At 69.6% G+C, this 24,790-nt stretch carries 17 protein-coding genes; 5 read left to right on the forward strand and 12 right to left on the reverse strand.

Annotated features, from left to right (window positions below; all coding sequences use genetic code 11):
• Positions 1-38: 38 nt before the first annotated feature.
• The 5 genes from RIC11_RS14480 (at position 39) to RIC11_RS14500 (ending at position 9,367) form a co-directional block, all read left to right on the forward strand.
• Entirely contained in the window at positions 39-1,697 is a 1,659-nt protein-coding gene (locus tag RIC11_RS14480; RefSeq protein ID WP_350212513.1) for a pectate lyase family protein, read from the forward strand.
• A gap of 58 nt (positions 1,698-1,755) precedes the next feature.
• Complete coding sequence (locus RIC11_RS14485; protein ID WP_350212515.1) at positions 1,756-3,291, forward strand: MGH1-like glycoside hydrolase domain-containing protein; 1,536 nt, start codon at positions 1,756-1,758, stop codon at positions 3,289-3,291.
• Positions 3,288-5,672 (forward strand): glycoside hydrolase family 95 protein, encoded by a 2,385-nt coding sequence (locus RIC11_RS14490; RefSeq protein ID WP_350212517.1) that lies wholly within the window; start codon positions 3,288-3,290, stop codon positions 5,670-5,672. The genes RIC11_RS14485 and RIC11_RS14490 overlap by 4 nt, the downstream gene beginning before the upstream one ends.
• Before the next feature lie 88 nt (positions 5,673-5,760).
• Positions 5,761-7,326: a DUF5060 domain-containing protein gene (locus tag RIC11_RS14495; RefSeq protein ID WP_350212519.1), complete on the forward strand. Its 1,566-nt coding sequence runs from the start codon at positions 5,761-5,763 to the stop codon at positions 7,324-7,326.
• A gap of 10 nt (positions 7,327-7,336) precedes the next feature.
• Entirely contained in the window at positions 7,337-9,367 is a 2,031-nt protein-coding gene (locus RIC11_RS14500; RefSeq protein WP_350212520.1) for a glycoside hydrolase family 127 protein, read from the forward strand.
• Positions 9,368-9,375: 8 nt separating this feature from the next.
• On the opposite strand, the gene RIC11_RS14505 is transcribed toward RIC11_RS14500, so the two are convergent.
• From RIC11_RS14505 to RIC11_RS14560, 12 genes are read right to left on the reverse strand one after another with little or no spacing between them, the layout of a single operon-like run.
• Positions 9,376-12,441: a DUF6298 domain-containing protein gene (locus RIC11_RS14505; protein WP_350212521.1), complete on the reverse strand. Its 3,066-nt coding sequence runs from the start codon at positions 12,439-12,441 to the stop codon at positions 9,376-9,378.
• A gap of 43 nt (positions 12,442-12,484) precedes the next feature.
• The gene (locus RIC11_RS14510; RefSeq protein WP_350212523.1) at positions 12,485-13,804 is read right to left on the reverse strand and encodes a bile acid:sodium symporter family protein; all 1,320 of its coding nucleotides are present in this window, start codon (positions 13,802-13,804) and stop codon (positions 12,485-12,487) included.
• Positions 13,805-13,806: 2 nt separating this feature from the next.
• Complete coding sequence (locus tag RIC11_RS14515; protein ID WP_350212524.1) at positions 13,807-14,460, reverse strand: aspartate/glutamate racemase family protein; 654 nt, start codon at positions 14,458-14,460, stop codon at positions 13,807-13,809.
• A gap of 47 nt (positions 14,461-14,507) precedes the next feature.
• On the reverse strand, positions 14,508-15,770 hold the full coding sequence (locus tag RIC11_RS14520; RefSeq protein WP_350212526.1) for a ribulose-bisphosphate carboxylase large subunit family protein: 1,263 nt from the start codon (positions 15,768-15,770) through the stop codon (positions 14,508-14,510).
• Between the two features lie 11 nt (positions 15,771-15,781).
• A complete protein-coding gene (locus tag RIC11_RS14525) occupies positions 15,782-16,762 on the reverse strand; it encodes an ABC transporter permease (RefSeq protein ID WP_350212528.1) in 981 nt (326 codons plus the stop codon).
• The gene (locus tag RIC11_RS14530) at positions 16,759-18,315 is read right to left on the reverse strand and encodes a sugar ABC transporter ATP-binding protein (protein ID WP_350212530.1); all 1,557 of its coding nucleotides are present in this window, start codon (positions 18,313-18,315) and stop codon (positions 16,759-16,761) included. Before RIC11_RS14530 ends, RIC11_RS14525 begins: the two co-directional genes overlap by 4 nt.
• Positions 18,312-18,932: a DUF2291 family protein gene (locus tag RIC11_RS14535; protein ID WP_350212532.1), complete on the reverse strand. Its 621-nt coding sequence runs from the start codon at positions 18,930-18,932 to the stop codon at positions 18,312-18,314. The genes RIC11_RS14530 and RIC11_RS14535 overlap by 4 nt, the downstream gene beginning before the upstream one ends.
• 9 nt (positions 18,933-18,941) lie before the next feature.
• On the reverse strand, positions 18,942-19,934 hold the full coding sequence (locus tag RIC11_RS14540) for a D-ribose ABC transporter substrate-binding protein (RefSeq protein WP_350212534.1): 993 nt from the start codon (positions 19,932-19,934) through the stop codon (positions 18,942-18,944).
• Positions 19,935-19,958: 24 nt separating this feature from the next.
• On the reverse strand, positions 19,959-21,434 hold the full coding sequence (locus RIC11_RS14545; protein ID WP_350212536.1) for an FGGY family carbohydrate kinase: 1,476 nt from the start codon (positions 21,432-21,434) through the stop codon (positions 19,959-19,961).
• A complete protein-coding gene (locus tag RIC11_RS14550; RefSeq protein ID WP_350212538.1) occupies positions 21,431-22,447 on the reverse strand; it encodes a transketolase family protein in 1,017 nt (338 codons plus the stop codon). Before RIC11_RS14550 ends, RIC11_RS14545 begins: the two co-directional genes overlap by 4 nt.
• Positions 22,444-23,310, reverse strand: a complete 867-nt coding sequence (locus RIC11_RS14555) for a transketolase (protein WP_350212540.1) — start codon at positions 23,308-23,310, stop codon at positions 22,444-22,446. Before RIC11_RS14555 ends, RIC11_RS14550 begins: the two co-directional genes overlap by 4 nt.
• Positions 23,307-24,755: an L-fucose/L-arabinose isomerase family protein gene (locus tag RIC11_RS14560; protein WP_350212542.1), complete on the reverse strand. Its 1,449-nt coding sequence runs from the start codon at positions 24,753-24,755 to the stop codon at positions 23,307-23,309. The genes RIC11_RS14555 and RIC11_RS14560 overlap by 4 nt, the downstream gene beginning before the upstream one ends.
• Positions 24,756-24,790 lie beyond the last annotated feature (35 nt).

The following is a 24,790-nucleotide window of genomic DNA, read 5'->3' on the forward strand; positions in this document are numbered from 1 at the left end:
ACGAGGCCCCTCTCACCTAACGACAACGAGGAAAGTTCTTGAGTTTCCGCTTCACTGCCGCTCTATCGCTCGCGCTGCCGGTGCTCTTCGCTTGGTCGGCCTGCGCGCAGTACCCAACGATCACGCCCAACGTCGCGGAGGAGAGCCGCCGCCGCATGGACGAGGTGTACCGCCGATCCGACGAGGCTTGGGCCGCCGCGCAACCAGCCATCATGGCGGCCGCCGAGAACGGCAAGCCCTACCTGCCGGGCGCACGCCGGCCGCACGACCTCCCGCAGGCGGAGGTCCCGGCGTTCCCGGGGGCGCAGGGCGGGGGGATGTACAGCTTCGGCGGGCGGGGCGGGAAGGTGTATGTCGTCACGACGCTCGAGGACGGCGGCCCCGGCTCGTTCCGCGAGGCGCTCGAAGCCGGCGGGCCGCGGATCGTGGTCTTCAACGTGGCGGGCGTGATCGAGCTGGAGAGCCGGCTGATCGTCCGCGCGCCGTACCTGACGATCAACGGCGCCACCGCTCCGGGCGACGGCGTGTGCATCGCGGGGGACACCGTCGAGATCGAGACGCACGACGTCGTGATCCGCCACATGCGGTTCCGCCGCGGCGACACGTGGGTCGGCGACCGCAACGACTCCCTCGGTGGGAACCCGGTCGGCAACATCATGATCGACCACGTGTCGGCCAGCTGGGGCCTCGACGAGAACCTGTCGATGTACCGTCACATGTACCAGCCGCCCGACGGCGGCCGCGAGCTGAAGCTCCCGACGGTGAACATCACCATCCAGAACTCGATCTTCAGCGAGGGCCTGGACACCTACAACCACGCGTTCGGCAGCACCCTGGGCGGCTACAACAGCACGTTCCACCACAACCTTTGGGCGTGCAACACCGGCCGCAACCCGAGCGTGGGGATGAACTACGACTTCACGTTCGCCAACAACGTGCTCTACAACTGGCGTCACCGAACGGTCGACGGCGGCGACCACCGCAGCTTCTACACGCTGATTAACAACTATTACAAGCCGGGTCCGGTCACTCCCAAAGACGAGCCGATCGCCTACCGCGTGCTCAAGCCCGAGCAGCGCCGGAGCCCTTATTACCTGCTCGACTACGGCAAGGCCTACGTCGACGGCAACGTCGTCGAAGGGAGCCCGCGCGTCACCGCCGACAACTGGGACGGCGGCGTGCAGGTCGACATCCCAGAGCCGCGCGAGCCGCTCAAGAAGGGGGTGCGGACCCCCAACGAAGAGCAGCTGCTCGCCGAGATCCGCTCCGAAACCCCCTACCCGCACTCGTACATCGAGATCGGGCCGGCCAAAGACGCGTACGAACAAGTGCTGCAGAACGCCGGCGCGACGCTGCCGAAGCGCGACCCGGTCGACGAGCGTATCGTCGAGATGGTCCGCACCGGCACGGTGACCTACGAAGAAGGCAAGGGCATCATCACCGACATCGAGCAAGTCGGCGGCTACCCCGAGTACCGCGGAGAGCCTTACGCCGACGCCGACTCCGACGGTATGCCGGACGACTGGGAGCGCTCGCACGGGCTCAACCCGGAGGACGCTTCCGACGCGGCGGGCGACCTCAACGACGACGGTTACACCAACATCGAAGACTTCCTCAACGGGCTCGACCCGGGCGCACCGAAACAGGAGTGGCCGACGCCCCGGACCTATGTCGACCTGTTCTGGCAGAGCTACTGAGCGCCGCGGGCGGCGCCCGGCAAGGCGCCTTGCGGCTGTCGCCGCCGCCGCACTCGGGGTGATAGGAGCGACGGCCGTCGCCGCGCCGGGCCCTGCGCCGGTCTTGCCGGCCGACCACGGTCGTGCGTTCGTCGAGCGCTTCAACGCGTCGGACGACGAAACGGTCGTCAACCTGGTCCCTAACAGCGCGGCGGCGGAGTGGATCGCCGACAACGCGCCGCGCTTCGACTGCCCCTCGACGCGACTCGTCGAGACCTATTACTTCCGCTGGTGGACGTACCGAAAGCACGTCAAGGCCACGCCCGACGGCCGTGTGCTGACCGAATTCATCACGCCGGTGAGCCACGCGGGGCCGTACAACACGATCGCGTGCGCGATCGGCCATCATTTGGCCGAGGGGCGCTGGCTCCGCGACACGGCGTTGCTCGACGAGTACCTCCGGTTCTGGTTCCGGCGCGGGCCCGGCGGCGGGGCCCAGCCGCACCTGCACAAATTCAGCGGCTGGGTCGCGGCGGCGGTCGACGCGCGGCGGCGGGTGACCGGTGACTCGTCGCTCGCGCTGGAGCTGCTGGACGACCTGGTCGCGGACTATCGCCGATGGGAAGAAGAGCGGATGCTCCCCAGCGGCCTGTTCTGGCAGTACGACGTCCGCGACGGAATGGAGGAATCGATCAGCGGCGGCCGACGCGCGCAGAACGTGCGGCCCACGATCAACAGCTACATGATCGCCAACGCTCGGGCGATCGCCGCCATAGCAGCCGAGGCCGAGCGGCACGAGCTGGCGCGGGAGTTCGAGGCCAAAGCAGACGAGCTCCTCGACAAGTTCGCACCTGCCATGTGGGACGCCGAGGCGGAGTTCTTCAAGGTGCGACTCGATTCGGGCGAGCTGTCCGACGCGCGTGAGGCGATCGGCTACATCCCATGGCTGTGGGGCGTCGCCGAGCCGCGGCACGCGGCCGCCTGGCGCCAGATCCGCGACCACGGCGGCTTCTGGGCGCCGGCCGGCCTGACCACCGCCGAGCGCCGTCACCCCGAGTTCCGCACCCGCGGCGTGGGCACGTGCGAGTGGGACGGGGCCGTCTGGCCCTTCGCGACGACTCAGACGCTCGGCGGATTGGCCAACCTGTTGCGCGGCCCGGAGCAGCCATACGTCAGCAAGCGCGACTACTTCGAGCAACTGCTGCGGTACGCGACCGCCCACGAAAAAGACGGCGCCGCCTACATCGGCGAGTACCACGATGAGATCACCGGCGCGTGGCTCATCACGGGCCCGAAGGAGAAACGCAGCCGCTACTACAACCACTCGACCTTCTGCGACCTTGTGATCACCGGGCTGGCGGGGCTCGTTCCGCGGGCGGACGGCCGCGTGGAGGTCGATCCGCTGCTGCCCGACGACACGTGGGACTGGTTCTGCCTCGACGGCGTGCCCTATCACGGACACACGCTGACGATCGTCTGGGACCGCTCGGGCGAGCGCTACGGGCGGGGCGCGGGCCTGCGGGTCTTCGCCGATGGCGCCCCGGTCACGACGGCGGACGGGTTGCAACGCATCGTCAGCAACGCGCTCGAGGCCCCTGGGGGAGAGCAACCATGACTCGTTTCGTACTTGCCGCCGTGTCGCTAGCCGCCGCGGCCGCCGCCGGCGCCGGCGAGCGTGAGTGGCGCCTTCGGTACGACCGGCCGGCCGAGCAATGGGTGGAGGCCCTGCCGGTGGGCAACGGCCGGATGGGCGCGATGGTCTTTGGCGGCGTCGGCCGCGAACGGCTGCAGTTCAACGAGCAGAACGTGTGGACCGGCGGCCCGCACAGCTATGCGCATTCCGGCGCGCACGAGCACCTGGGGGAGATCCGACGGCTCCTTTTCGAGGGGCGGCAGCGCGAGGCCGAACAGCTGGCCGCGCGGCAGTTTATGTCGCGGCCGCTGCGGCAACAGGACTACCAGCCGCTGGGCGACGTCACGCTGAGGCTGGGCCACGGCGGCGCGCTTCCAGCCGACTACCGGCGCGAGCTGGACCTCGGCCGAGCCGTCGCGACGACCACCTACACCATCGACGGCGCCCGTTACGAGCGGGAGGTCTTCGCTTCGCACCCCGATCGCGCGGTCGTCGTGCGTCTGACCTGTGACAAGCCGGGTGGCCTCGCCTTCGAGGCCGAGCTGACCAGCCCACACGACGGATCGGAAACCAAGCCGACCGACCGCGGCGCGCTGCTGTTGAGCGGCCGAGTCAACGACCGGGCGCGGCCCGGCGAGGGCGTGCCACCCAGCGAGGTGCGATTCGCCGCCTGCCTGCAAGTCCTGTCGACCGATGGCGACACAGAAACGGGCGGCGGCGTCGTCAGGGTTTCGGACGCGAGCCAGGCGACTATCGTGCTGACGGCGGCTACCAACGTGGTCGATTTCCGCGACTTGTCCGCACAGCCCGGCTCGCTAGCGCAACGCGATCTGGAGCGGATTTCAGAATGGCCCTACGCAGATCTGTTGGAGCGTCACGTCGAAGACCACCGCTCGCTCTTCGACCGCGTGGGCCTCACGCTCGGCCCGCCGCCGGAGGAGGCCGACGCGAAGCCGACCGACCAGCGGCTGCTCGATGCGAAGCGGTCGCCCGACAATGACCTGGCCGCACTGGTTTTTCACTACGGGCGGTACTTGCTGATCGCCAGCAGCCGCCCCGGCGGGCAGCCGGCGAACCTGCAGGGCCTGTGGAACGAAGACCTCGACCCGGCGTGGGGCAGCAAGTACACGACCAACATCAACGCGGAGATGAATTACTGGCTCGCCGAGCCGTGCGGGCTGCACGAGTGCCACGAGCCGCTGTTCGACGCGATCGCCGAGATCGCCCAGGCCGGCCAGGAGGTCGCCCGCGAACACTACGACGCGCCCGGCTGGGTGCTGCACCACAACTTCGACCGCTGGCGCGGCGCCGCGCCGATCAACGCGTCGAACCACGGCATCTGGCCCTCCGGCGGCGCGTGGCTCTGCGAGCACCTGTGGCTGCACTACGCTTACACGCACGACGAGGCGTTCCTCCGCGACCGTGCCTACCCGCTGATGAAGGGCGCGGCGGAGTTCTTCCTTGATTACCTGGTCGAGGACCCGCGGAGCGAAACCGGCTGGCTGATCAGCGGCCCAAGCAACTCGCCCGAGCAGGGCGGCCTCGCCATGGGCCCGGCGATGGACCACCAGATCATCCGCTCGCTATTCGGGAACACGATCCGGGCGGCCGAGGCGCTCGGCGTCGACGAGTCGTTCCGCGAACGGCTCGCCGAGGCGCGGCGCCGCGTCGCGCCGAACCAGGTCGGGCGGCTGGGGCAGCTCCAAGAGTGGCTCGAGGACGTCGACGACCCCGACAACCGCCACCGCCACGTGTCGCACCTGTGGGGGCTGCACCCGGGCGGAGAGATCACGCCCGACACGCCGGCGTTGTTCGACGCCGCGCGGCGTTCGCTCGACCTCCGCGGCGATGGCGGCACGGGCTGGTCGCGCGCGTGGAAGGTCAACTTCTGGGCCCGCTTGCGCGACGGCGACCGGGCGTGGCGGGTGCTCGACGGGTTGATGACGCTCACCGGCTCGCCGAAGACCGACTACAACGGCGGCGGCCTCTACCCGAACCTCTTCGACGCCCACCCGCCGTTCCAGATCGACGGAAACCTCGGCGCCACGTCGGGTGTGTGTGAGATGCTCGTGCAGTCCCACCGCCGCACCGACGACGGCGCCCGGCTGATCGACGTGCTGCCGGCCTTGCCCGAAGCGTGGCCCGAGGGCCGGCTCACAGGCCTGCGCACGCGCGACGGTTTCGTCGTCGACCTTGCTTGGAGCGACGGCCGGCTCGATCACGTGACGATCCACTCCCGATTGGGCGAGCCCGCCGTGGTCGCGTGCGGCGATCGCCGGCACGTGCTCGACCTCGCCGCCGGTGAGTCAGTGCGGCTCGGCGGCGAGCTGACAGTCGCCGAGGGCGCCACGCCCGGGGGGTGAATAGATTCGTAGCAATCGCCCACCCCGCACAACCTCACACCACCAGTTTTCACAACGGCGCCTCGCCGGCGCCCGAGCACACGCCACCATGAACCGACTCCACCGCGCCTGCCTACTGTTCTGCGTCCTGCTCATCGCCGCGCCGCTGTCGGCCGGCGACTGCGAGCGGTGGGGCGTGTACGAGGTGGAGCTCGACGGCCCCACGGAGGGCAACCCGTTCGTCGGCGTGACTTTCGCGGCCACCTTCTCACAAGGCGACGAGTCGATCCGTGTGCCGGGTTTCTACGACGGCGACGGTGTGTACCGCGTGCGGTTCTCGCCGCCGACGACCGGCGAGTGGTCGTACGAGACGCACAGCAACGCCGAGGGCCTCGGGGGCAAGAAAGGAGACTTCTCCGTCGACGAACCGGGCCGCGGCAACCACGGCCCTGTCGAGGTCGCCCACACCTACCACTTCGCCTACGCCGACGGCGCGCCGTATAAGCCGATCGGCACGACCTGCTACGCATGGACTTCGCAGCCGGAGGAGCTCGAGGAGCAAACGCTCGACACGCTGGCCGACGCTCCGTTCAACAAGGTGCGGATGTGTGTGTTCCCCAAGTGGTACTCGTGGAACGAGGTCGACCCGCCGCGGTACGCATTCGAGGGAACGCCGCCCGACGAGTGGGACTTCTCGCGCTACAACCCGGGGTTTTTTCGCCACTTGGAGAAGCGTATCCAGCAGCTGGGCGAGTTGGGGATCCAGGCGGACTTGATCCTGCTTCACCCGTACGACAACGGCCGCTGGGGCTTCGACAACATGCCGCCGGAGGCTTGCGACGCGTACCTGCGTTACGTCGTCGCGCGGCTGTCGGCCTACCGCAACGTGTGGTGGTCGCTCGCCAACGAGTGGGACTTCGACAAGAACAAGACGCGCGACGACTGGGTCCGGATGATCGGCGTGGTGACCGACGCCGACCCCTACGGCCGCCTGACCGGCATCCACAACGGGTACGAGTTGTACGACCACAACGACCCGCGGCTCACGCACGCGAGCATCCAGAACGGCTCGGCAGCCGAGGACGCCGGCCGCGCTGCGCTGTACCGCGACGTGTACCCCAAGCCAATCGTCCTCGACGAAGTCAAGTACGAAGGGGACATCCCGCTCCGCTGGGGCAACCTGTCGGCCGAGGAGATGGTCCACCGCTTCTGGGAAGGCACGATCGCCGGCTGCTACGTGACCCACGGCGAGTGTTACCTGGCCGACGACGACGTGCTCTGGTGGGCCAAGGGCGGGGTGCTGAAGGGGGACAGCCCCGCACGGATCGCCTTCCTCAAGGAGGTGCTCGACGCGTCGCCCCGCGAGGGCCTCAACCTGATCGACAAGTGGCAGCACACCAATGTGTGCGGCAAGCCGGCCGAGTACTACCTGGTCTACCTGGGCGCCGGGGAGCCGACCGAATGGGAGTTCTCTCTCCCGCGGCACGAGCTCGAGGACGGCATGCGGTTTAAGGTCGAGGTGCTCGACACGTGGAACATGACCACCACGCCGGTCGACGGCGAGTTCGTCGCGAAGCAGGACTCGCAGTACGTTTTCAAAGACGAGTCGGGCCGCGTGGTCGACCTGCCGGGCAAGCCGTGGGTCGCGCTGCGGATCACCCGGGTGAAGGAGTAAACCGCCAAGCATGTTCCGCACACTCGCCCTCAGCGCCGCCGCAACGCTGGCCGCAACGCCCTCGTGCCCTGCGGCGGCGCCGGTGGTTGTCGCCGACACCACGCAGAGCCCGCACGCGGTCGCGCGGCCGGTCGGCGTGGACGAGGTCCGCTGGACCGAGGGTTTCTGGGCTGAGCGGACGGGCGTGAACCGCGAGCGGTCGCTCCCCGCGATGTGGGAGCTGATGCGCGACTCGGAGCACAAGCCGTTCTACGAGCACTTCTTGATCGCCGCGGGCCGGGCCGAGGGGGACTACCACGGCGCGGCTTGGAACGACGGCGACTTCTACAAGTGGATCGAGGCCGCGTGCAGCTCGCTCGCCGTGGCGCCGGACGAGTCGCTGCGGGCGGCGGTCGACAAGGCGGTCGACGCGGTCGTCGCCGCGCAGCGCGACGACGGCTACCTGCACACGCCGGTCCTGATCGCCCGCCGCAACGGCGACCGGTCGGCCCGCCCGTTCGCCGACCGGCACGACTTTGAGGTCTACAACCTCGGGCACCTGATGACAGCCGGCTGCATCCACCACCGCACCACCGGCGAGGGCCGCCTGCTGGCCGCTGCGGAGCGGGCCGCCCAGTTCTTAGAGAAGGCGTTCGCCGACCCATCCGAAAAGATGGCGCGACAGGCGGTCTGCCCCTCGCACTACATGGGGCTCGTGGAGCTCTACCGCACCACGCGCGACGAGCGCTACCTCCGCTTGGCGGAGCACGTGATCGGCCTCCGCAACGTGGCCGCGGGCGTCGACGGCGGCGGCGGCGACGACAACCAGGACCGTGTCCCGTTCGTCGACCAGCGCGAGGCGGTCGGCCACGCGGTGCGCGCCAATTACCTCTACGCCGGCGCGGCCGACGTGTTGCTAGAGAACGGCGACGACTCGCTCCGCGAGCCGCTCGAAGCCGTGTGGCGCAACGTGGTCCGGAAGAAGCTCTATATCACCGGCGCGTGCGGCGCGTTGTACGACGGCGCGTCGCCCGACGCGTCGCCCAGCCAGGAGCAGATCACCCGCGTGCACCAGGCCTACGGCCGCAACTACCAGCTGCCCAACATCACCGCCCACAACGAGACCTGCGCCGCGGTCGGCGCGGTGCTGTGGAATTGGCGGCGATTCCTCGCCACCGGCGAAGGGCGGCACATCGACTGGATCGAGGTGGCGATGCACAACGCGGTGCTCGCCGGCGTGAGCCTGCGGGGGACCGAGTACTTCTACACCAACCCGCTGCGCGCGACCGACAACCCGCCGACCGACATCCGCTGGTCGCGACGCCGAGAAGAGTTCATCGTGTCGTTCTGCTGCCCTCCGAACGTGGTGCGGACTCTCGCACAGCTCGGAGGCTACGCCTACGCGGTCGACGACTCGGGCGTGTGGGTCAACCTGTACGGGGCGAACCGCCTCGACACGAAGGTCGATGGCGGCCGACTGACGCTCAGGCAGTCGACGGAGTACCCGTGGGAGGGCCGAATTGCGGTCACGATCGACGCCGCGCCGGCCGAGCCCTTCGCTCTGCGGCTCCGCCGCCCGGCGTGGGCGACCGGCATGGAGCTCCGCGTGAACGGCGACGCGGTCGACGCCGCGACGAGCAAGGGCTACGCGGTGATCGAGCGCGCGTGGAGCCCAGGCGATCGGGTCGAGCTGACGCTGCCGATGCCGGTCACGCCGATGGAGTCACACCCGCTGGTCGAGGAGACCCGCAACCAGCTAGCCGTGCAGCGAGGGCCGATCGTGTACTGCTTGGAATCGGTCGACCTTCCCGACGGCGTCGACATCGACTCGGTGCGGCTCGACCCCGGCGCGGGGTTCACGGTGACCCACGAGCCCGACTTGCTCGGCGGCTGCGCGGCGATCGAGGCCCAGTTGCACGCGGCCCCGCAACCGGCGTGGGACGCGCTCTACCGGCCCGCCGCCGCCGGCGACACGCGGCCCTTTCGCGCGCGGCTCGTGCCGTACTACGCGTGGGGCAACCGGGGGCCATCGGAGATGTCGGTCTGGCTGCCAAGGCTTTAGCCGCGGCGCTAGAGCGGTCGCACCCACGCGACCCGGGCTGTCATCGTGGTTTCCGATCCGGCCGCCGCGCGCGTCCGGCCGGCCGATTTGCCGGTCTCGGGATCGATCCAAATCACCTCGTACCGCTGCGCGGCGCCGGCAGGCAGCCGCAGGCGCCCCCCCGATTCCATTGCGTACACCAATCGGCCGCCGCGGTCGTCGGCCAGCGTCAGGCGGTCGGCGCCGTCGTCGATCGGCCGCATCGCGACGAGCGCCTCGGCCAGCCCTTCGGGCAACGGCGGGACCTCCGCCAGCGAGCCGCCCCCCATCAGCACCGCCCATCCGTCGCGCGGCGTGCGGCAGAAGCGGTCCGCGTAGAACGTGACCGGCTTGTCCGGGTAAGCCGTGCGGTAGTCGCGGACCGCGCGGGCGACCGACGCGAAGTCGCCGGCCCCGGCGCGAGACTGCCTCTGGAATTGCCGCGGGGCCATGTTCGCTCCGCCCGGCGGGGCGTAGAGGCCGCCGTCGCGTGTGTAGCACCAGTAGCGGATATCGATGAGGTCGACCGCGTCGCTTGTGGCGGGGTCTTCCAGAAGCTTGTCTTGCACGTCCTTGGTGGCGCTGAGCCCGATCAGCCCCCCCCCGCCGGCTTGCTTGCGAAGCCGGGCCAAGGTCTCGAGCCAGAACCGTGTGAACTCGTAGGGGCCGGTGTACTCGTCGCCGGTGAGCTGGATGACGTTGGAATTCTCGGCGAAGGCGTCGACGCACTGCCGCAGGTACCCCTCGTGCAGCTCGCGCAGGCGCGGCTTGTCGAGGTCGTAGAACTGGTGCGCGATGAAGATCCGCTTGTCGCCGATGTATGGCGGCGGCTCGGTGAACGGCGTGCCGTTCACGTTGTTGACCGGCCGCCAGGGCGAGTCGGCCCAGTGGGCTCCGGCCTCGAGGACGTTGTGCTGGAAGTAGCACTGGTGCATCAGCACGAGGCCGTGCCGGTCGCAAAGGTCCGAGAAATCGGCGAGCCGATTCCAGTACCAAGGGTTCGGCCGCGAGAGGTCGTAGCGGCTCAGGCCGTCCCACGCCGCGCCGCGGCCGGTCCGCGCGAAGGGTTGCTCGTAAAACGGCGGCGCCACCTCCCCCGTGGCGCGGCGGACCATCAGGTGGTCGTCGCGCCGGCGGTCGTACCAGAGACCGTAGTGGTGGTCGTAGACCACCCGGCCCTCGCGAAGCATCCAGCCCGCGACTTGGTCCAGCTCGTCGGTCAGGCCCACGCCGTATCGTCCCGGTGCGTAGCGGGTGATCGCTGGGCCGAACGCCTGCGCGTCGTCGGGGCGGATCGTGCCGCGCCACCAGGTGGGGCTCACCAAGCCGCCGGTGACCACGCGGCCGTCGATCGTCAGCCAGCCATTCTCGATCCGCAGCGTCTTCTCGCCGGCCTGTGCCGCGGAGACGGCGGCGAGACCCTCGGCTTCTTCTGCGTCGCGTGCGACTGGCTCGGCCGCGGCGGCTAGCCGCTCCTCGACCACGTCGCGGAGCGTCGGAGGCGGCTCGTTCGAGCGGGCGACGTACCCGGCCGCCGCGTCGATGGTCGGGCTGGTCGAGGCCTCCGGTTCGAGCAGCAGCGGCTCGACACGCCGGGCGGCCTGATCGCCGAGCCGCTCAGACAACTGCGCCTGGAAGAGGCTCGTCGGGCGGACGAAGTCGCTCAGGCCGCTCATCAGGCCGTCGCCGATGGGCCGCGCCCAGTAGCCGACGGCCCAGTTCTGCGCGCTCGGCGGCGAGTAGCAATGGAGCTGGGCCGCCTGGCACTGCCAAGCCATGCAGTTGGCGGCCGACCACCCGGCGCCGGGGGGGTTGATCCAACGGTTTCCGAGGAACAGGTCTCCGCCATCGATCCGCACGTTGTCGTAGAGCACGCCAGAGGCCCAGCTTTCGAGCGGCCCGCTGTCGCCGAGCGCCTCGTGAGCGTAGCAATGCACGAACGCGTTCGGCCCGGCAGCGCAGTGGCCGACGGTGAAATCGTGCAGCCCGTGTTCGCTCCAACAACGGAGGAAGAGGGTCTGCTGCCCTTGGGTGAAGAACGTGTGCCGCCGGTACCCGCCCAGCTCCGAAACCGGCTCGATCGACAAGCAATCCTCGACCGTGGCGTGCTGCACGCCCTCGCGCAACAGGACCGCGCCGCCGGCGAAGCCCTTGAACCGGACGCGGCGAACCCACAGGTTCCGCGCGTCGTCCGCGACGAGGCCGTGCCAGGCGTGGTCCTCGTCGTGAGGGTTGTCGGAGGTCGACTCGCTGACGAGCGTCAAGTCCTCGAGGCCGACCTCGGCGATTCGTTTGTCTGTGGTGATTCGAGCCACGGTCCCGCCCCCGAGCCGCTTGTCGAGGGAGCTGGTGATCGGAGCGTCGAGCGTGACGGCGCCGCCGTCGACCGCCTCCACCCGGCGCACCCAGCGCACGTCGGTCCGCCCGGCCCGCCAGCCGACACCGTCGCGGCGGGCGTCGAGCGTGGCGATCCACTCGTCGGTCGAGGGGCGCGTCACCACGGCCCAGTCGCCGGCGGCCAAGCCGTGGCCAGCCGGGAGAGTTAGCTCTCGTGCGCCCACGGCGGTGTAGTCGTCGGTGACTTCGACGGCCTCGTCCGTGGTGACCGGCTGGTCGGCGGCGGCGCCGATCCGCACGACCGGCGCGCGGCTCGGGCCGGTGGCCACGAGCCGGGTCCGGTCGGCGCCGGCGCCACGCAGGACCACTCCGCCGGCCGCGATCCGCAGCCGCCCGTCGACGCGGTGCTCGCCCGGCGCCAGCAGCACCGCGCCGCGCAGGCCGTTCTCGGCTGCCGGGAGCTCAGCCACTCGGTCGAGCGCCGCTTGGATAGGCGGCGTGTTGTCGCCGTCGGCGGGCGACACCACGACGCGGACCGGCGCGATCGGCGGCTCGCGGTCTCCGCCTGCGTAGCCGCTGCTAGAAAAGTCGGGCACGCGGTCGCCCCGGTCGCCGGCGGAGTACTCGAGCCGCCCATCGGCGCCGAGACGCACCGACGGCTGCGCGACGCTCGGTGTAGCAAAGAGGAGCAGCGCGAGGAGAATTTTCTTTGGGAGCATAGCGAAGATCGGAGTTGCTGTTCGTGTTGATCGCTAAAGGCTGCTACTTGGGGCTAGCGCCATCGGCGGGAGATCGCACCGATGCAGCGTGTTCGCCGTCCACCGGGCGGCGGCGCCAGAAGGTGGCGAGCAGCGACCCGCTGATGTTCATCCAAGCGATGAAGATCGCCGCGGGCAGCCCGAGGGTGCCGAGCTTGCCCATCTCGACGGCTAGGCCGGTCGCCATGCCGCCGTTTTGCATGCCGACCTCGAAGGCGACGGTCCGGGCCGATTGCCGGTCCATGCCGAGGCCGCGGCTCATCCAGTAGCCCAGAACGAAGCCGAGCAGGTTGTGAAGCGCGGCCGCTGCGACCAGCGCCACGCCGACCGTCATCAGGTGCTCGCGGCCTTCGGCCGTCGTCATCCCGGTCACATACACGATCCCCGCCATCGCTACAGCGGGCATCGCCCGTGCGATCAGCGGCAGCGCGGTGACCGCCGCGTGGTAGGCGACGCCGAAGGCGACCCCGCCAAGGACCCAGGCCGTGACTTCGACCAGCAACCGCGTGTCGCTGGACGGCTGGACGACTCCGCCGATCAAGAGCGCGGGCACGGCGACGCCGGCCGCCGCCAGAGCGTAGACGACCCCGCGGCCGGCGCGGCCGGCGTTGAGCAGGTAGTCGTGCACCAGGGCCGCACCGGTCGGCACGAGCACGATCTTGACGATGCCGGCCATCATGCTCAGGAAGCTGAGATCGACGGTCGTTCCCTCCAGCAGCGACGACGCGAGCGTTGTCATCCAAAAGGGCGTGACGACCGGCGCCAGGAGCGTCGCTACGGCGGTCAAAGTGATCGACAGAGCGAGGTTCGCCCCGCCGATGTAGGCCATCACGTTCGACGCCAGACCGCTCGAGCAAGAACCGATCAGCACCATCCCGGCGGCGATCTCCGCGGGGAGCCGGAACACCACCGCCAGCGTGTAACCCAGCAGCGGCATGATGGAAAACTGGCACAGCAGCCCGATGCCGACCGGCGCGGGCGAGCGGGCCACGCCGGCGAAGTCGCGCAGCCCCATCTGTGTGCCCATGCCGAACATCACGGCCTGGATCAACAGCAGCAACAGCAGCTTGTAGCTCGCGCTGCCCGGCGGGAAGGGCTGGAAGATGGCCGGCGTCACGACCGCGGCGACCACGGCGGCCACGACCCACGCGGTGAACGTGAGCGTGCGTAGCGACCCGATCGTCCCGACCCCCAGCGCCAGCAGGACCAAGCCGCTGACCAGCGCGTACCGATCGAGCGGCGCTTGGCCCATCGCGTAGGCCGCCACGGCGACCAACACCGCGATCAGCGCGGCCGCCAGCCCCGCGGTTTGCAGCTTCCTCAAGTTCACAACGCGTCCGCCAGATAAGAGATCGCCAGCGCGGGGCTGGAGAGGATCGGCGTGTCGCTCGGCAGGCCCTCCAGTCCCTCGACCACCCGCGCCATCGACGCCTGGGCCAGCACGACCACGTCGCATCGTTCGGCGAGTTCGACGATCGCTTGGCCGACGCGGGCGTCGTGCGTGGCGGCGTCGCCGGACATGAGGCAGTCGAACGCGCCTTCGCAGAGCCGCTCGACGAGTTCGACCCGGGCGCCGGCCGCGGCCGCGCGGCGGCGGATCAGCTCGGCGGTTGGCTGGAGTGTGGTGGGCAGCGTCGCCGCGACGCCGATCTTGCCGCCGGTACGGACCGCCTCGTCGGCCATCGGCCGGTCGACCCGCAGGACCGGCACGTCGACCAGCCCAGCGGCGAGCTCAACGGCGGGGCCGATCGACGAGCAGGTCACCAGCACCTGGTCCGCCCCGGCCTCCGCCGCGCAGACCACCTGCGACACAACCCGGCGCGACACGCTAGCGGTTAGCCGGCCGGCTTCAATCACTTCTTTGATGAGGCTGTCGTCGGCGATGTTGAACGTAGCCACCCCAGGCAGCCGCTGTTGGCAGAGCTCTGCGAATACCGGGACCAGCGTCGCGGACGTGTGGATCAAGCCAAGCTTTTTCACGCGGTCGCCTCGAGTAGTTGAAGAAAAGCGGGGTCTGCCGACCGGGATCAGGCGAGCTGCCGACGGGACGCCTCGTCGCCGAAGCGCTCGACCGCTTGGCGGAACTCGGCGTGCTCTTTGGCGGCGTCGCCGAGCGACTTGCCCTCGACCGCCGCGGCCCAAGCCTGTCGCAGGGCGGTCACCCCGGCCGCCGGGCCGCCCGGGTGGGCCATCACCCCGCCGCCGGCCATGTAAAGCAGGTCGGTCGTGTGCGTGCGGCGCCAGGTCTCGAACGCCTGACCGCCCCACTGGCCGGAGGACACGACCGGCAATACGCGCTGGAGTCCGGCCATCGGCGCGAGGCACGACCCGATCGACCGCACGACCGAGTCGTCCGGCTCCCAAAACTTGTTGGCAATGCCGTTCACGTGGAGCTGATCGACGCCGGCCAGCCGCCAGAGCTTTTGGTAAGCCGGGAACTCGATCCCCAGCAGCGGGTGCCGGGTGAGCATTCCCCAGCCGTTGCGGTGGCCGTGGATCGTCAACTCGCCGTGCTCGCACAGCTTCTTCACCCCGGCCACGCCGACGCTGTTGAGGCTCACCATCGCGCACGTGTTGCCGGACTCGGCGATCTTGTCGTAGTGCCGGAGCATCGCGTCGAGGTCGTCGGTCGTGTTGAACGCGTACATCACCCGCTTGCCGGTGCGGTCGGCGTGGTCGTTGAGCACCCGCATGACGGCGTCGACGCGCTCGTCGAACGGCGAGTGGGGCGGGTTGGCCATCAGCTCGTCGTCCTTGACGAAGTCGATCCCCGCCTCGGCCAGGGTGCGCACGACTTCGGCCGTGTCGGCCGGGGATAAGCCGACGCTCGGCTTGATGATCGTTCCGATCAGCGGCCCACGCTCGGCGCCGGCTAGCCGGAGCGTCCCTTCCACCCCGTGCCGGGGGCCGGCGAACTGGTCGACGAGGCTCGGGGGGAAATCTAGGTCGATCAGCTTCAGACCGGTGAAGCACTTCAGCTCGTAAAGGTTGCCCTGGACCGTCGAGATGATCGTCGACAGATTTGGCCCGAAGTTCTCCAGCGCCCAAGAGATCACCACCTCGCCGCGTTGGTAGGTTTTCCCTTCGCGACCGCCGGGCAAGGTCGGGTCGGGCAGCGATTCGAGGGCGGTGACCGACTCGACCCTGGCGGCGAATCGGGCCTTGAGCTCTTCGGTCTCGCCGGGCACGGCGACGAACGTGCCGGACGACTGTTCGCCGGCTAGCTGCGCAGCCGCGTCCTCCAGGCTGGCCGAGGTCTCGATCAGGTAAGTCGCTTTGAGTCGGTCCATACTCCCGGTCCCTAACAACGCTCACGGTTCGCCGCACGGTCGATCGCCACAGCGGCCAGAATAACCACTCCCTTGATCACCTGCTGCCAGACCGACGACACGCCGAGCAGCACCAACCCATTGTTCAGCACGCCAATTATCAAGCACCCGATCACCGCGCCGAAAATGGTCCCGCGCCCCCCAGCCAGCGAAGCGCCGCCGATGACGACCGCCGCGATAGAATCGAGCTCGAACGCGATGCCCGCCTGTGGCGTGCCGGAGTCCAGGCGCGCCGCCAACAGCACGCCCGCCACGCCGGCCAATGCCCCGGACAGAGTGTAAGCCCAGAGCTTCACAAAGCCGACCCGCACGCCCGACAAGGCCGCGGCGCGTTCCGATCCGCCGACGGCGTACAGGTGTCGACCGAAGCGTGTCCGCCGGGTGACCACCGCGAACAACACCGCCAACCCGCCGACCACCCAAGCCATCACCGGCAGGCCGAGCCACACGCCCGAACCGATCGTTTCGAAAACCTCCCCCAGCCCGGTGATCGGACGCGCGCCGGTCCACAGCAGCGTGAGCCCGCGGGCGATGCTGAGCATGCCGAGGGTCGCGACGAACGGCGGCAAGCCGAACAGCGTGACCATCGCGCCGTTGAACGCCCCGCACGCGAGGCCGACCGCGACCCCGGCGACGATCGCCCCGGCGGCGGTGAACTCGAGGGCATAGCCGAGGGCGGGCAGCGGGATCGCCTCTTTCACCAGCCCGGCCGCGACCGCGCCGGCCAGCGCCAGGACCGAGCCGACCGAGAGGTCGATGCCGCCGGTGAGGATCACCAGCGTCATACCAATCGACAGGCAGAGGTTGACCGAGATCTGCCTCAGCACGTTGACGCCGTTCTCGACCGACATGAACGATTCTGTCGATACCGACAGCACGACCACCAGGACCGCTAGCGCGGTGAGCGATTGCAGCTGCGCGGCGTGCACGCCGAGGCCACGTAGTGCGGTCATGCCGCCTCCCGGGGGTGGTCGGAGGGGAGGGCGGCTTCGATGAGGTGATGCTCGCTTGCTTCGCCGCGCCCGAACTCGGCCGTCAGCCGGCCCTCGCTCATCACCAAGATACGGTCGCCGAGCATCAGCACCTCGGGGGCTTCGGACGAAACGACCAGCACGGCGCGCCCTTCGGCGGCCAGCTCGCGGACGAGCGCGTAGACCTCTTGCTTCGCGCCGACGTCGATGCCGCGGGTCGGCTCGTCGAGCAGCAGGACCTTGGGATCGGTCGCGAGCACCTTGCCGAGCACCACCTTCTGCTGGTTACCCCCGCTAAGGTTCCGCACCCGCGCCGCGAGCGAGGGGGTCTTGATCCGCATGCGTTCGACGTACCGGTTTGCGCAGTCGTGTTGGGCGCGGCGGCTGAGGAGGCCGCCGCGCTGCAGTCGGCGGAGGGTCGCCATCGTAAGGTTCTCTTCGACGCTCAGCCCCAGCACGAGCCCCGCCGCCTTGCGGTCTTCCGGCGCGAGTCCGACGCCCGAGCGGAGCATTTGGCGGGGCGAGCGGGGCGTGAGCCGCCGACCGTCCACGATGACCTCGCCGGTCGTCCGCTTGGCGTGCAGGCCGAAGAGGGCCTCGAGCAGCTCGGTCCGCCCCGCGCCCATCAGCCCAAACAAAGCGACGACCTCGCCGCGGCCGACCTCCAGCGATACGCCGTCGAGCAGCGGCCGGGGCGCCGGGGCTGAGGAGGCCAGCGTGAGGCCGCGCACCACGAGCATCGCGTCGGCGCGGGGCTTGGGAGCGACCGGCGCCTGCGACGGCGCTTCGCGGCCGATCATCATCCGCACGAGCTCGTCGCGCGACAGCTCGGGGTACGGCCGCTCGCCGACCAGGCGGCCATCGCGGAAGACCGTCACGTCGTCCGCGATCCGCTCCAGCTCCTCGAAGCGGTGCGTGATGTAAGCCAGGGCGACGCCCTCGGACTTCAGCTGGGCGATCCGCTCGAACAACGCGTCGGTCTCGCGGGCCGTCAGCGCGGAGGTCGGTTCGTCGAGGATCAGCACCCGCGCGTCCAGCGCGAGCGCCTTGGCGATCTCGACCACCTGTTGCGTGGCGACCGAAAGGCGCCCCACTCGCGTGTCGGGGTCGATGTCGACGCCCATCCGTCGCATGAGCCGGCGAGCCTCGTCGCGCATGCGCGAGCGGTTGATGAAACCGAGCGGGCCCGTGGGCTCGCGGCCGAGGAACAGGTTCTCCGCGACCGACAGGTTGTCGGCCAAGTTCAGTTCTTGATGGATTATCGCGACGCCCGCCGCCTGCGCTTCCCGCGTGTTGCGGAAGTTGACCGGCGCGCCGTCGAGGAGCACCTCGCCCGCGTCCGGCGGGTGCACGCCGGCCATCACCTTCATCAGAGTCGATTTGCCGGCGCCGTTCTCGCCCATCAGCGCGTTGAGCCGCCCGGCGCGCAGCCGCAGGTCGACCCCGTCGAGCGCACGCACGCCGGGGAACGTCTTCACGACGCCCCGCGCCTCGAGGACCGGGACCGGTTCGGCGGTGCAGGCGGGAAGGCTCACAGCTCTTCGACGAGGATCGGGACGGCCGCGAGCGGCGGCTCGAAACGCGCTGGGCTGGTGACCTTGGCGCACGCGGCGAAGCGGACGCGGGCGCCGTTGGGCATCGCCTTCAGCTTCACGGCGGCGCGCGCCTCGGCCATCCGGCTGAGGGTGTCGGCTAATTCGTTGTACTCACGCGACGACGGTGCGTCGGACGAGCGGACGAGTCCGGTCGCGTCGCGGACGGCCGAGCCGAAGATCGGCCCGGTCTCTAGCACGAGCTGGCGCCCGCCGGGGGTGCGTAACGACCGGCCCTTGCCCTCCGCTGGGCCCAGCACCCCTTCGCCGCGGACGAATAGGAAATAACCGCGGCTGACGCCCACGCGGCGGCCGTGTTCTTGCGCTGTGGCCGCGGGGTCGTCCGCGAGTCGGGCGAGCACCGTGTCGGCGTCGGCGGCAGTTTTGATGGCTTTGGGGAGCCTCTCGGTCCACAGGGCTTCGGCGAAGGCCGACGTGTCCCAATCGTCCGGCGGTGGCGTCGGCTCGGCCCGTATCGGCACGAGGCGCACCAGCGGGACCAACCAGAGCCCGGCCGCCAGCGCCGCGGTGATCGCTATTCGCCTGATCCACACGCGCATGGGCGGGGGTCACTCCTTCGCGCCGTAGGCGACGTAGTCTTCGACGTTCTCTTGCGTGACGAGCTCGACCTCGACGGGCGTCTTCTGGGGAAAGTCGCGGCGCCCGCCGATCCATTCGTCGGCGTACTCGGCAGCTTGCCTTGCCATCTTCTTCGGGAACTGCATCGCCGTGGCGGCGAGCTTACCATCACGGATGGCCTGGATCGCGTCGGCCGCGCCGTCGAAGCCGAATACCTTGATCTGGTCCTGCTTGCCCGCAGAGGCGATCGCCTGGTAAGCGCCCATGGCCATGGCGTCGTTGCCGCAGAAGATGGCGACGATGTCGCCGTTGGCTTGGAGGACCGACTCGGTGACTTCCATCGCCTTGGTGCGATCGAACGCGGCGCTCTGCTGGGCGACCATCTCGAGGCCTTCGTAGCGATCGACGACGCTGTGGAAGCCGTCGGAGCGGTTGGTCGTGTTGTTGTCTCCGAGGAGGCCGAGCAGCTCCGCGTACTTGCCTCGCTCGCCGACGGTCTCGACGAAGTATTGGCCCAGCTCGACGCAGCCCGCGTAGTTGTCCGACAGGATTTGGGCGGCGGCCGCGTCGTCGGCGTTGATCTCACGATCGATACAGAAAACCGGCACGCCGGCCTCGCGCGCCTTGCGCACGCTGGCGACCGAGCCGTCCGAGTCGGTCGCGTTGAATAGGACCGCGTCGTACCCGGAGGCCAGCAGGTTGTCGAAGTGCGAGGCCTCGGTCGCCGGGTCGTTCTGCGAATCGAAGATGGTCGCTTGGTGACCAAGCTGCTCGGCGCGGGCCTTGGCCGTGTCGGCGAGCACGACAAACCAGGGGTTGTTGAGCGTCGAAACCACCACGGCGATCTTGCCGGTTTTGTCGCCGGACGCGGCGCCGGCCGCGGATCGTTCCGGCTCGCCGGGAGACGAGCCACAGCCCGCGGCCGCTAGCGAGGCGATCAGGACGAGGGCACCGCTGCAGAACCTGCGTGAAGGAGACTTCATGGCGTTGTTATTCCAATAGATCGGCTACAGCACGTGTGCGACCGCGTCGCGCCAGCCGGTGAGGAGTTTGTCGACCGCGGCCGGATCGGCCTGCGGCGTGTAGCGGGATGTCTCGCGCGGCAACTCGCGGAGACCGTCGAGCGAGTCGACGAGGCCCAGGCCCAGTATGCCGGCCATCGCCGCGCCGAGCGCCGAGAGGTTCGTCTCTTTCGTGGCGACGAGTTCGCAACGGGCGACGTCCGCCGTCATTTGCATCAGCAGGCGGTTGCGGGTTGGTCCGCCATCGACGCGGAGCGACTCGGGCCGCGCGCCGCTTGCGGCGAGCATCTCAACGACGTCGGCCACCTGCAACGCGATCGACTCCAGCGCGGCGCGCACCACGTGCGCCTTGCCGGTCCGCCCGGTCATGCCGACAATCGCCGCCCGCGCATCGGGCCGCCAGTGCGGGGCGCTGAGGCCGGCGAATGCCGGGACCAAATAAACCCCGTCGGAGTCGGGGACCGACGCCGCGAGCGGCTCCACCTCGTCGATCGATTGGATCAGACCCAAGCCGTCTTTCAGCCAAGCGAGCGTCGCCGCCGAGTAGTTGATCAAGCCTTCCCACGCGTAGGTCGGCTCGCCACCAGCCACCCAAGCCAGCGCGCCCACGGCGCCCTCGGCGGGCGGCACGAACTCCGGGCCAACATTGAGCAGGACCGACGTGCCGGTGCCGAACGTGGCCTTCGCCTCGCCGGGGGCGTAGCACCGCTGCGCAAAGAGCGACGCCTGCGAGTCGCCCATCACGCCGCGGATCGGCACGGGGCGGGGCAGGGCGCCCCCCAGGTCCGTTTGGCCGAACTCGGCCGTGCTGTCGCGGACCTCGGGCAACGCGTCGAGGGGGACTTCGAAAGCTGCGCAGAGCTCGTCGTCCCACGCGCGGCGGCGGATGTCGTACAGCAGCGTCCGGCTCGCGTTGGTGGGGTCGGCCGCGTAGACCTCGCCCCCAGTGAGGCGGTGCACCAGATAGGCGTCGACGGTCGACACGGCCGCGGCGCCTTCTCGCGCGCGGGCGGCGAGGTCGGGCCGCTCGCGCATCAGCCAGGTGATCTTTGGCCCGCTGAAGTAGGAGTCGACCCGCAGGCCGGTCTTCTCGCGGAGCGGACCGTCGACACCGGCGCCGCGCAGCTCTTCGCAGATCGAGTCGCCGCGGCGGCACTGCCACACGATCGCCGGCGCGAGCGGCTCGCCGGTGGCCCGGTCGAATACTAGGAACGTCTCGCGTTGATTGGTGAGGCAGACGGCCCCGACCTCGGCTACTTCGGCCGAATGGCGCTCGCAGAGCTTCCGGCAAACCGACAGGGTGTTGCGCCAGATCTCTTCGGCGTCGTGCTCGACCCAGCCGGCCCGTGGGTAGTGCTGCCGATGGTCGAGCGACGCGGCGTCGAGAACGGCGCCCCGGTCGTCGACGAGCAGCGCTTTGGTCGCCGACGTGCTTTGGTCGATCGCCAGCAGCAACGTCACGGCGTCACCCCCACGGCGGCCAGCGTGGCGGCGGCTCGCTCGGCGATCCCCTCCATCGTCAGACCGTAGCGGAGGAAAATGTCCGCCTGGCTACCGGTGTACGTGTCCTCGTCCGGGATCGCGACCGACGCGAAAGCGGGCGCCTCGCCCGATCGGAGCAGCAGCGCGGCGACCGCGTCGCCCAGGCCGCCGTGGACGAGGTGCTCCTCGGCCGCCACGACGGCGCGGCACTCGCGCCCGGCGGCGAGCAGCACGTCCGCGTCGAGCGGCTTGACCGACGGCGAGCTGATCACCCGGGCCGACACGCCGTCGGCGGCGAGCTTCTCGGCCGCCAGCAAGCAGTGGATTACCGCCTCGCCGGTGGCGACCAGCGCGACGTCGTCGCCGTCACGGAGGACCGAAGCCTCGCGCGGGTCGGCCGGCGCGGGCTCGCCCGCCAGGTCGTAGAGGGCCGCCTTGCCGAACCGTAGGTAGACCGGGCCGTCGTGCGTGGCGGCCCAGCGGACCGCGGCGCGGGTCTCGCGGTTGTCGGCCGGGGCGAGCACCGTGACGTTGTGGATCGCCCGCAGGGCCGCGTAGTCGTGCAGCGAGTGGTGCGTGCTCCCCAGCGCACCATAACTCACGCCCGCGCTGATGCCGACGAGCGTGACGGGCATGCCGGAATAGCAGACGTCGTTCTTGATCTGCTCCAGCGAGCGGGTCGCCAGGAAACAGGCGGGCGACACGGCGAAGACCGTCTTGCCGGCGTTGGCGAGGCCGGCGGACACGCCGACAAGGTTCTGCTCGGCGATGCCGACTTCGACGATCTGCCGCGGCAACGCCTCGCCGAACGGTTTGAGCTTGCCCGAACCGCGTGAGTCGCTGGTGACCACCAGCACGTTCTGGTCAGCCTCGGCCAGCTCTTGGAGCGTTTCGGCGAAGACCTCCAGGTTCGCGCGGCCACGCTTCAGCCCGAGCCGGTCGGCAATCGCGAGGGCCTCTTCGGAGTACACACCGGGGGCGGGGGCGCTCATCGGACGGCCTCCGCTGGGCTGGTGTCGCCTGTTTCGAGCTCCGCCATCGCGGCCTCGTACTCGTCGGCGCTGGGCACCCCATGGTGCCACTTCACGACGCCCTCCATGAAGCTCACGCCGCGCCCCTTGGTCGTGTTGGCGATCACACAGGTCGGCTTGCGCGGCGCGGCGGGCGTAGAGAGGGCCTCTGTCAGCTCGGCGATGTCGTGCCCGTCGATCGACAGGACCTCCCAGCCGAAGCTGGCGAACTTCTCCCCCAGCGGTTCGTTGCTGCACACGTCACGCGTGGGACCGGTGATCTGCAGCGTGTTGTGGTCGACGATCGCTGTCAGGTTGTCGAGCCGGTAGTGGGCGGCGCACATGGCCGCTTCCCAGTTGGAGCCCTCGGCCAGCTCGCCATCGCCCAAGAGTGTGAACACGCGGTAGGGGGCGTCGTCGAGCTTGCCGGCGATCGCCATCCCTACGGAGATCGACAGCCCGTGGCCAAGGCCGCCGGTGTTCATCTCGATGCCCGGCACCTTGCGTGTCGGGTGGCCAACGAAGGGCGACCCGCCGTGGCAGAGGGTCTCCAGCCGCTCCAGTGGGTAGAACCCTTGGTCGGCGAGCACCACGTAGAGCGCCTCGACCGAGTGCCCCTTGCTCTGCACGTACCGGTCGCGGTGCGGGTCGTCCCAATTCGCGGGCGACACGTCCAGCACGCGGTTGTAGAGCACGTTGAGGATGTCCACGCACGACAGGCTCCCGCCCGTGTGCCCCGCGCCCGCGGCGTATATCGCCCGGAGCAGGTCGCGGCGGTACTGGCGGCTCTTGGCGCGGAGGTCGTCGTCGGAGAGGGTCCGCCGCTTTTCGAGAGGTCGGCTCATCGCGTGGCGGCCTCCGGGTCGTGGACGTGGGTCTCCCAGCCGAGATACGTGCCGAACGCCTCGGCGAGGGCCGGCGCAGAGTGCGACATCGTCATCACCGTGTGGTGCTCGAAGCCGTTCTTGCAGATGTGCTTCAGTAGGTTCTGCAGCCCCGGCACGTGGGCCACCGCGCGGGTGCCGAACGTGTTCAGCTCGTCGTCGGTGAGCGAGCCCTCGCCGACGTAGGCCTTGATCCGCCCCTCGTTGTCGCACGTGGTGACCCGCCCGTAGGTGAGCGGCCCCGCGGGGGTGCGGCCCTCCAGCGCGCCGTACGTGTTCTCCTCTCCGAGCGTGCTGCCGAGGATCGGCGCGGTCGCGATCTTGATGTCGGGCAGGAAGCTCTTTGCCCAGTTCCCGCAGTGGAACAGCGTGCAGCGGTCGGGGTCGTCGCCGTAGTTGTTGTTCCAGTCGACCAGCGCCGCGGGCGAGTCGGCGGCGAGCTGCATCGCGTACATGGTCAGCGTGCCGGTGACGTCCACCTCGCACGCGCTGGGCATGAACCGCTCGCTCATCATGCTCATGAGTGTGCAGACGTTGCAGCCGAAGTTCTGCTGCACCGAGGTCCAGCACTGGATCGCGGTGGCGTTGATCGCGTGCTCCTCGATCCAGTCCGAGAGCACCACGCCCATCCGGGCCATCTGCAGCATCTTCTCGTCCGGCACGCCGGGCGCGGGGGCGTAGCTCTGGATGTCGTCGAGCTTGGCGGCGACCCGCGCGTCGTCGTCGGCGAGCTTGCCGGCCGAGGCCAGGAACTCCGAGAGGTCGACCGTCGTGACGCTCACCCCTTGGCGCTCGAGGATCTTCTCGCTGTAGCGGACCGTGTTGAAAGCGCCCGGGCGAGCGCCAACCGCCCCCAACCGCACGCCGCGCAGGCCGTTCACCACACGGCACACGGCGAGGAATCGCCGCAGGTCCTGCTCGAAGTTATCCGAGTCGGGCCGCGACACGTGCCGCTCGGTGAGCGTGAACGGGATGCCCGCTTGCGACAGGTTGTTGCAGACCGAAATCTTGCCGCAGAACGCGTCGCGCCGACGGGCCACGCCCAATTGGTTCAGGTCGTCCGGGTAGCCCTGCACGAGGATCGGCACGCCGAGGTCGGCCATCTTGAGCGTGTCAGCCACGCCCTTCTCGTCGCCGAAGTTGGGCAGACAGACGACGACGCCGTCGATGTCGTCGCGGCGGCGGCGGAACAGCTCCGCGCAGCGGCGCGCCTCGGCGTGGGTCTCGACCCCGCCGAGCTTCGACTCCTCATCGGACAGCCATACCGGAGCGACGCCGAGCCGCTCGAACAGGGCCGACACGTCGGCCCGCGCCTCGGTGACCAGCTGGTCCGGGAAGAAGTCGCGGTTGCCGACGATCACCCCGAGGTGGGGGCGCTCGCCCGATTTCACGCCGCGTGTGGGCATAGTGAAGACTTGGGCAAATTTGGTTTGTTTCCCGC

This window comes from Botrimarina sp., from assembly GCF_040219535.1.
GTDB lineage: Bacteria > Planctomycetota > Planctomycetia > Pirellulales > Lacipirellulaceae > Botrimarina.

Coding starts and splice junctions, on each gene's coding strand:
- RIC11_RS14490 (WP_350212517.1), top strand. CDS start 3,288: ATGACTCGTTTCGTACTTGCCGCCGTGTCGCTAGCCGCCGCGGCCGCC.
- RIC11_RS14535 (WP_350212532.1), bottom strand. CDS start 18,932: ATGCGCGTGTGGATCAGGCGAATAGCGATCACCGCGGCGCTGGCGGCC.
- RIC11_RS14550 (WP_350212538.1), bottom strand. CDS start 22,447: ATGAGCGCCCCCGCCCCCGGTGTGTACTCCGAAGAGGCCCTCGCGATT.
- RIC11_RS14500 (WP_350212520.1), top strand. CDS start 7,337: ATGTTCCGCACACTCGCCCTCAGCGCCGCCGCAACGCTGGCCGCAACG.
- RIC11_RS14525 (WP_350212528.1), bottom strand. CDS start 16,762: ATGACCGCACTACGTGGCCTCGGCGTGCACGCCGCGCAGCTGCAATCG.
- RIC11_RS14560 (WP_350212542.1), bottom strand. CDS start 24,755: ATGCCCACACGCGGCGTGAAATCGGGCGAGCGCCCCCACCTCGGGGTG.
- RIC11_RS14495 (WP_350212519.1), top strand. CDS start 5,761: ATGAACCGACTCCACCGCGCCTGCCTACTGTTCTGCGTCCTGCTCATC.
- RIC11_RS14555 (WP_350212540.1), bottom strand. CDS start 23,310: ATGAGCCGACCTCTCGAAAAGCGGCGGACCCTCTCCGACGACGACCTC.
- RIC11_RS14540 (WP_350212534.1), bottom strand. CDS start 19,934: ATGAAGTCTCCTTCACGCAGGTTCTGCAGCGGTGCCCTCGTCCTGATC.
- RIC11_RS14520 (WP_350212526.1), bottom strand. CDS start 15,770: ATGGACCGACTCAAAGCGACTTACCTGATCGAGACCTCGGCCAGCCTG.
- RIC11_RS14505 (WP_350212521.1), bottom strand. CDS start 12,441: ATGCTCCCAAAGAAAATTCTCCTCGCGCTGCTCCTCTTTGCTACACCG.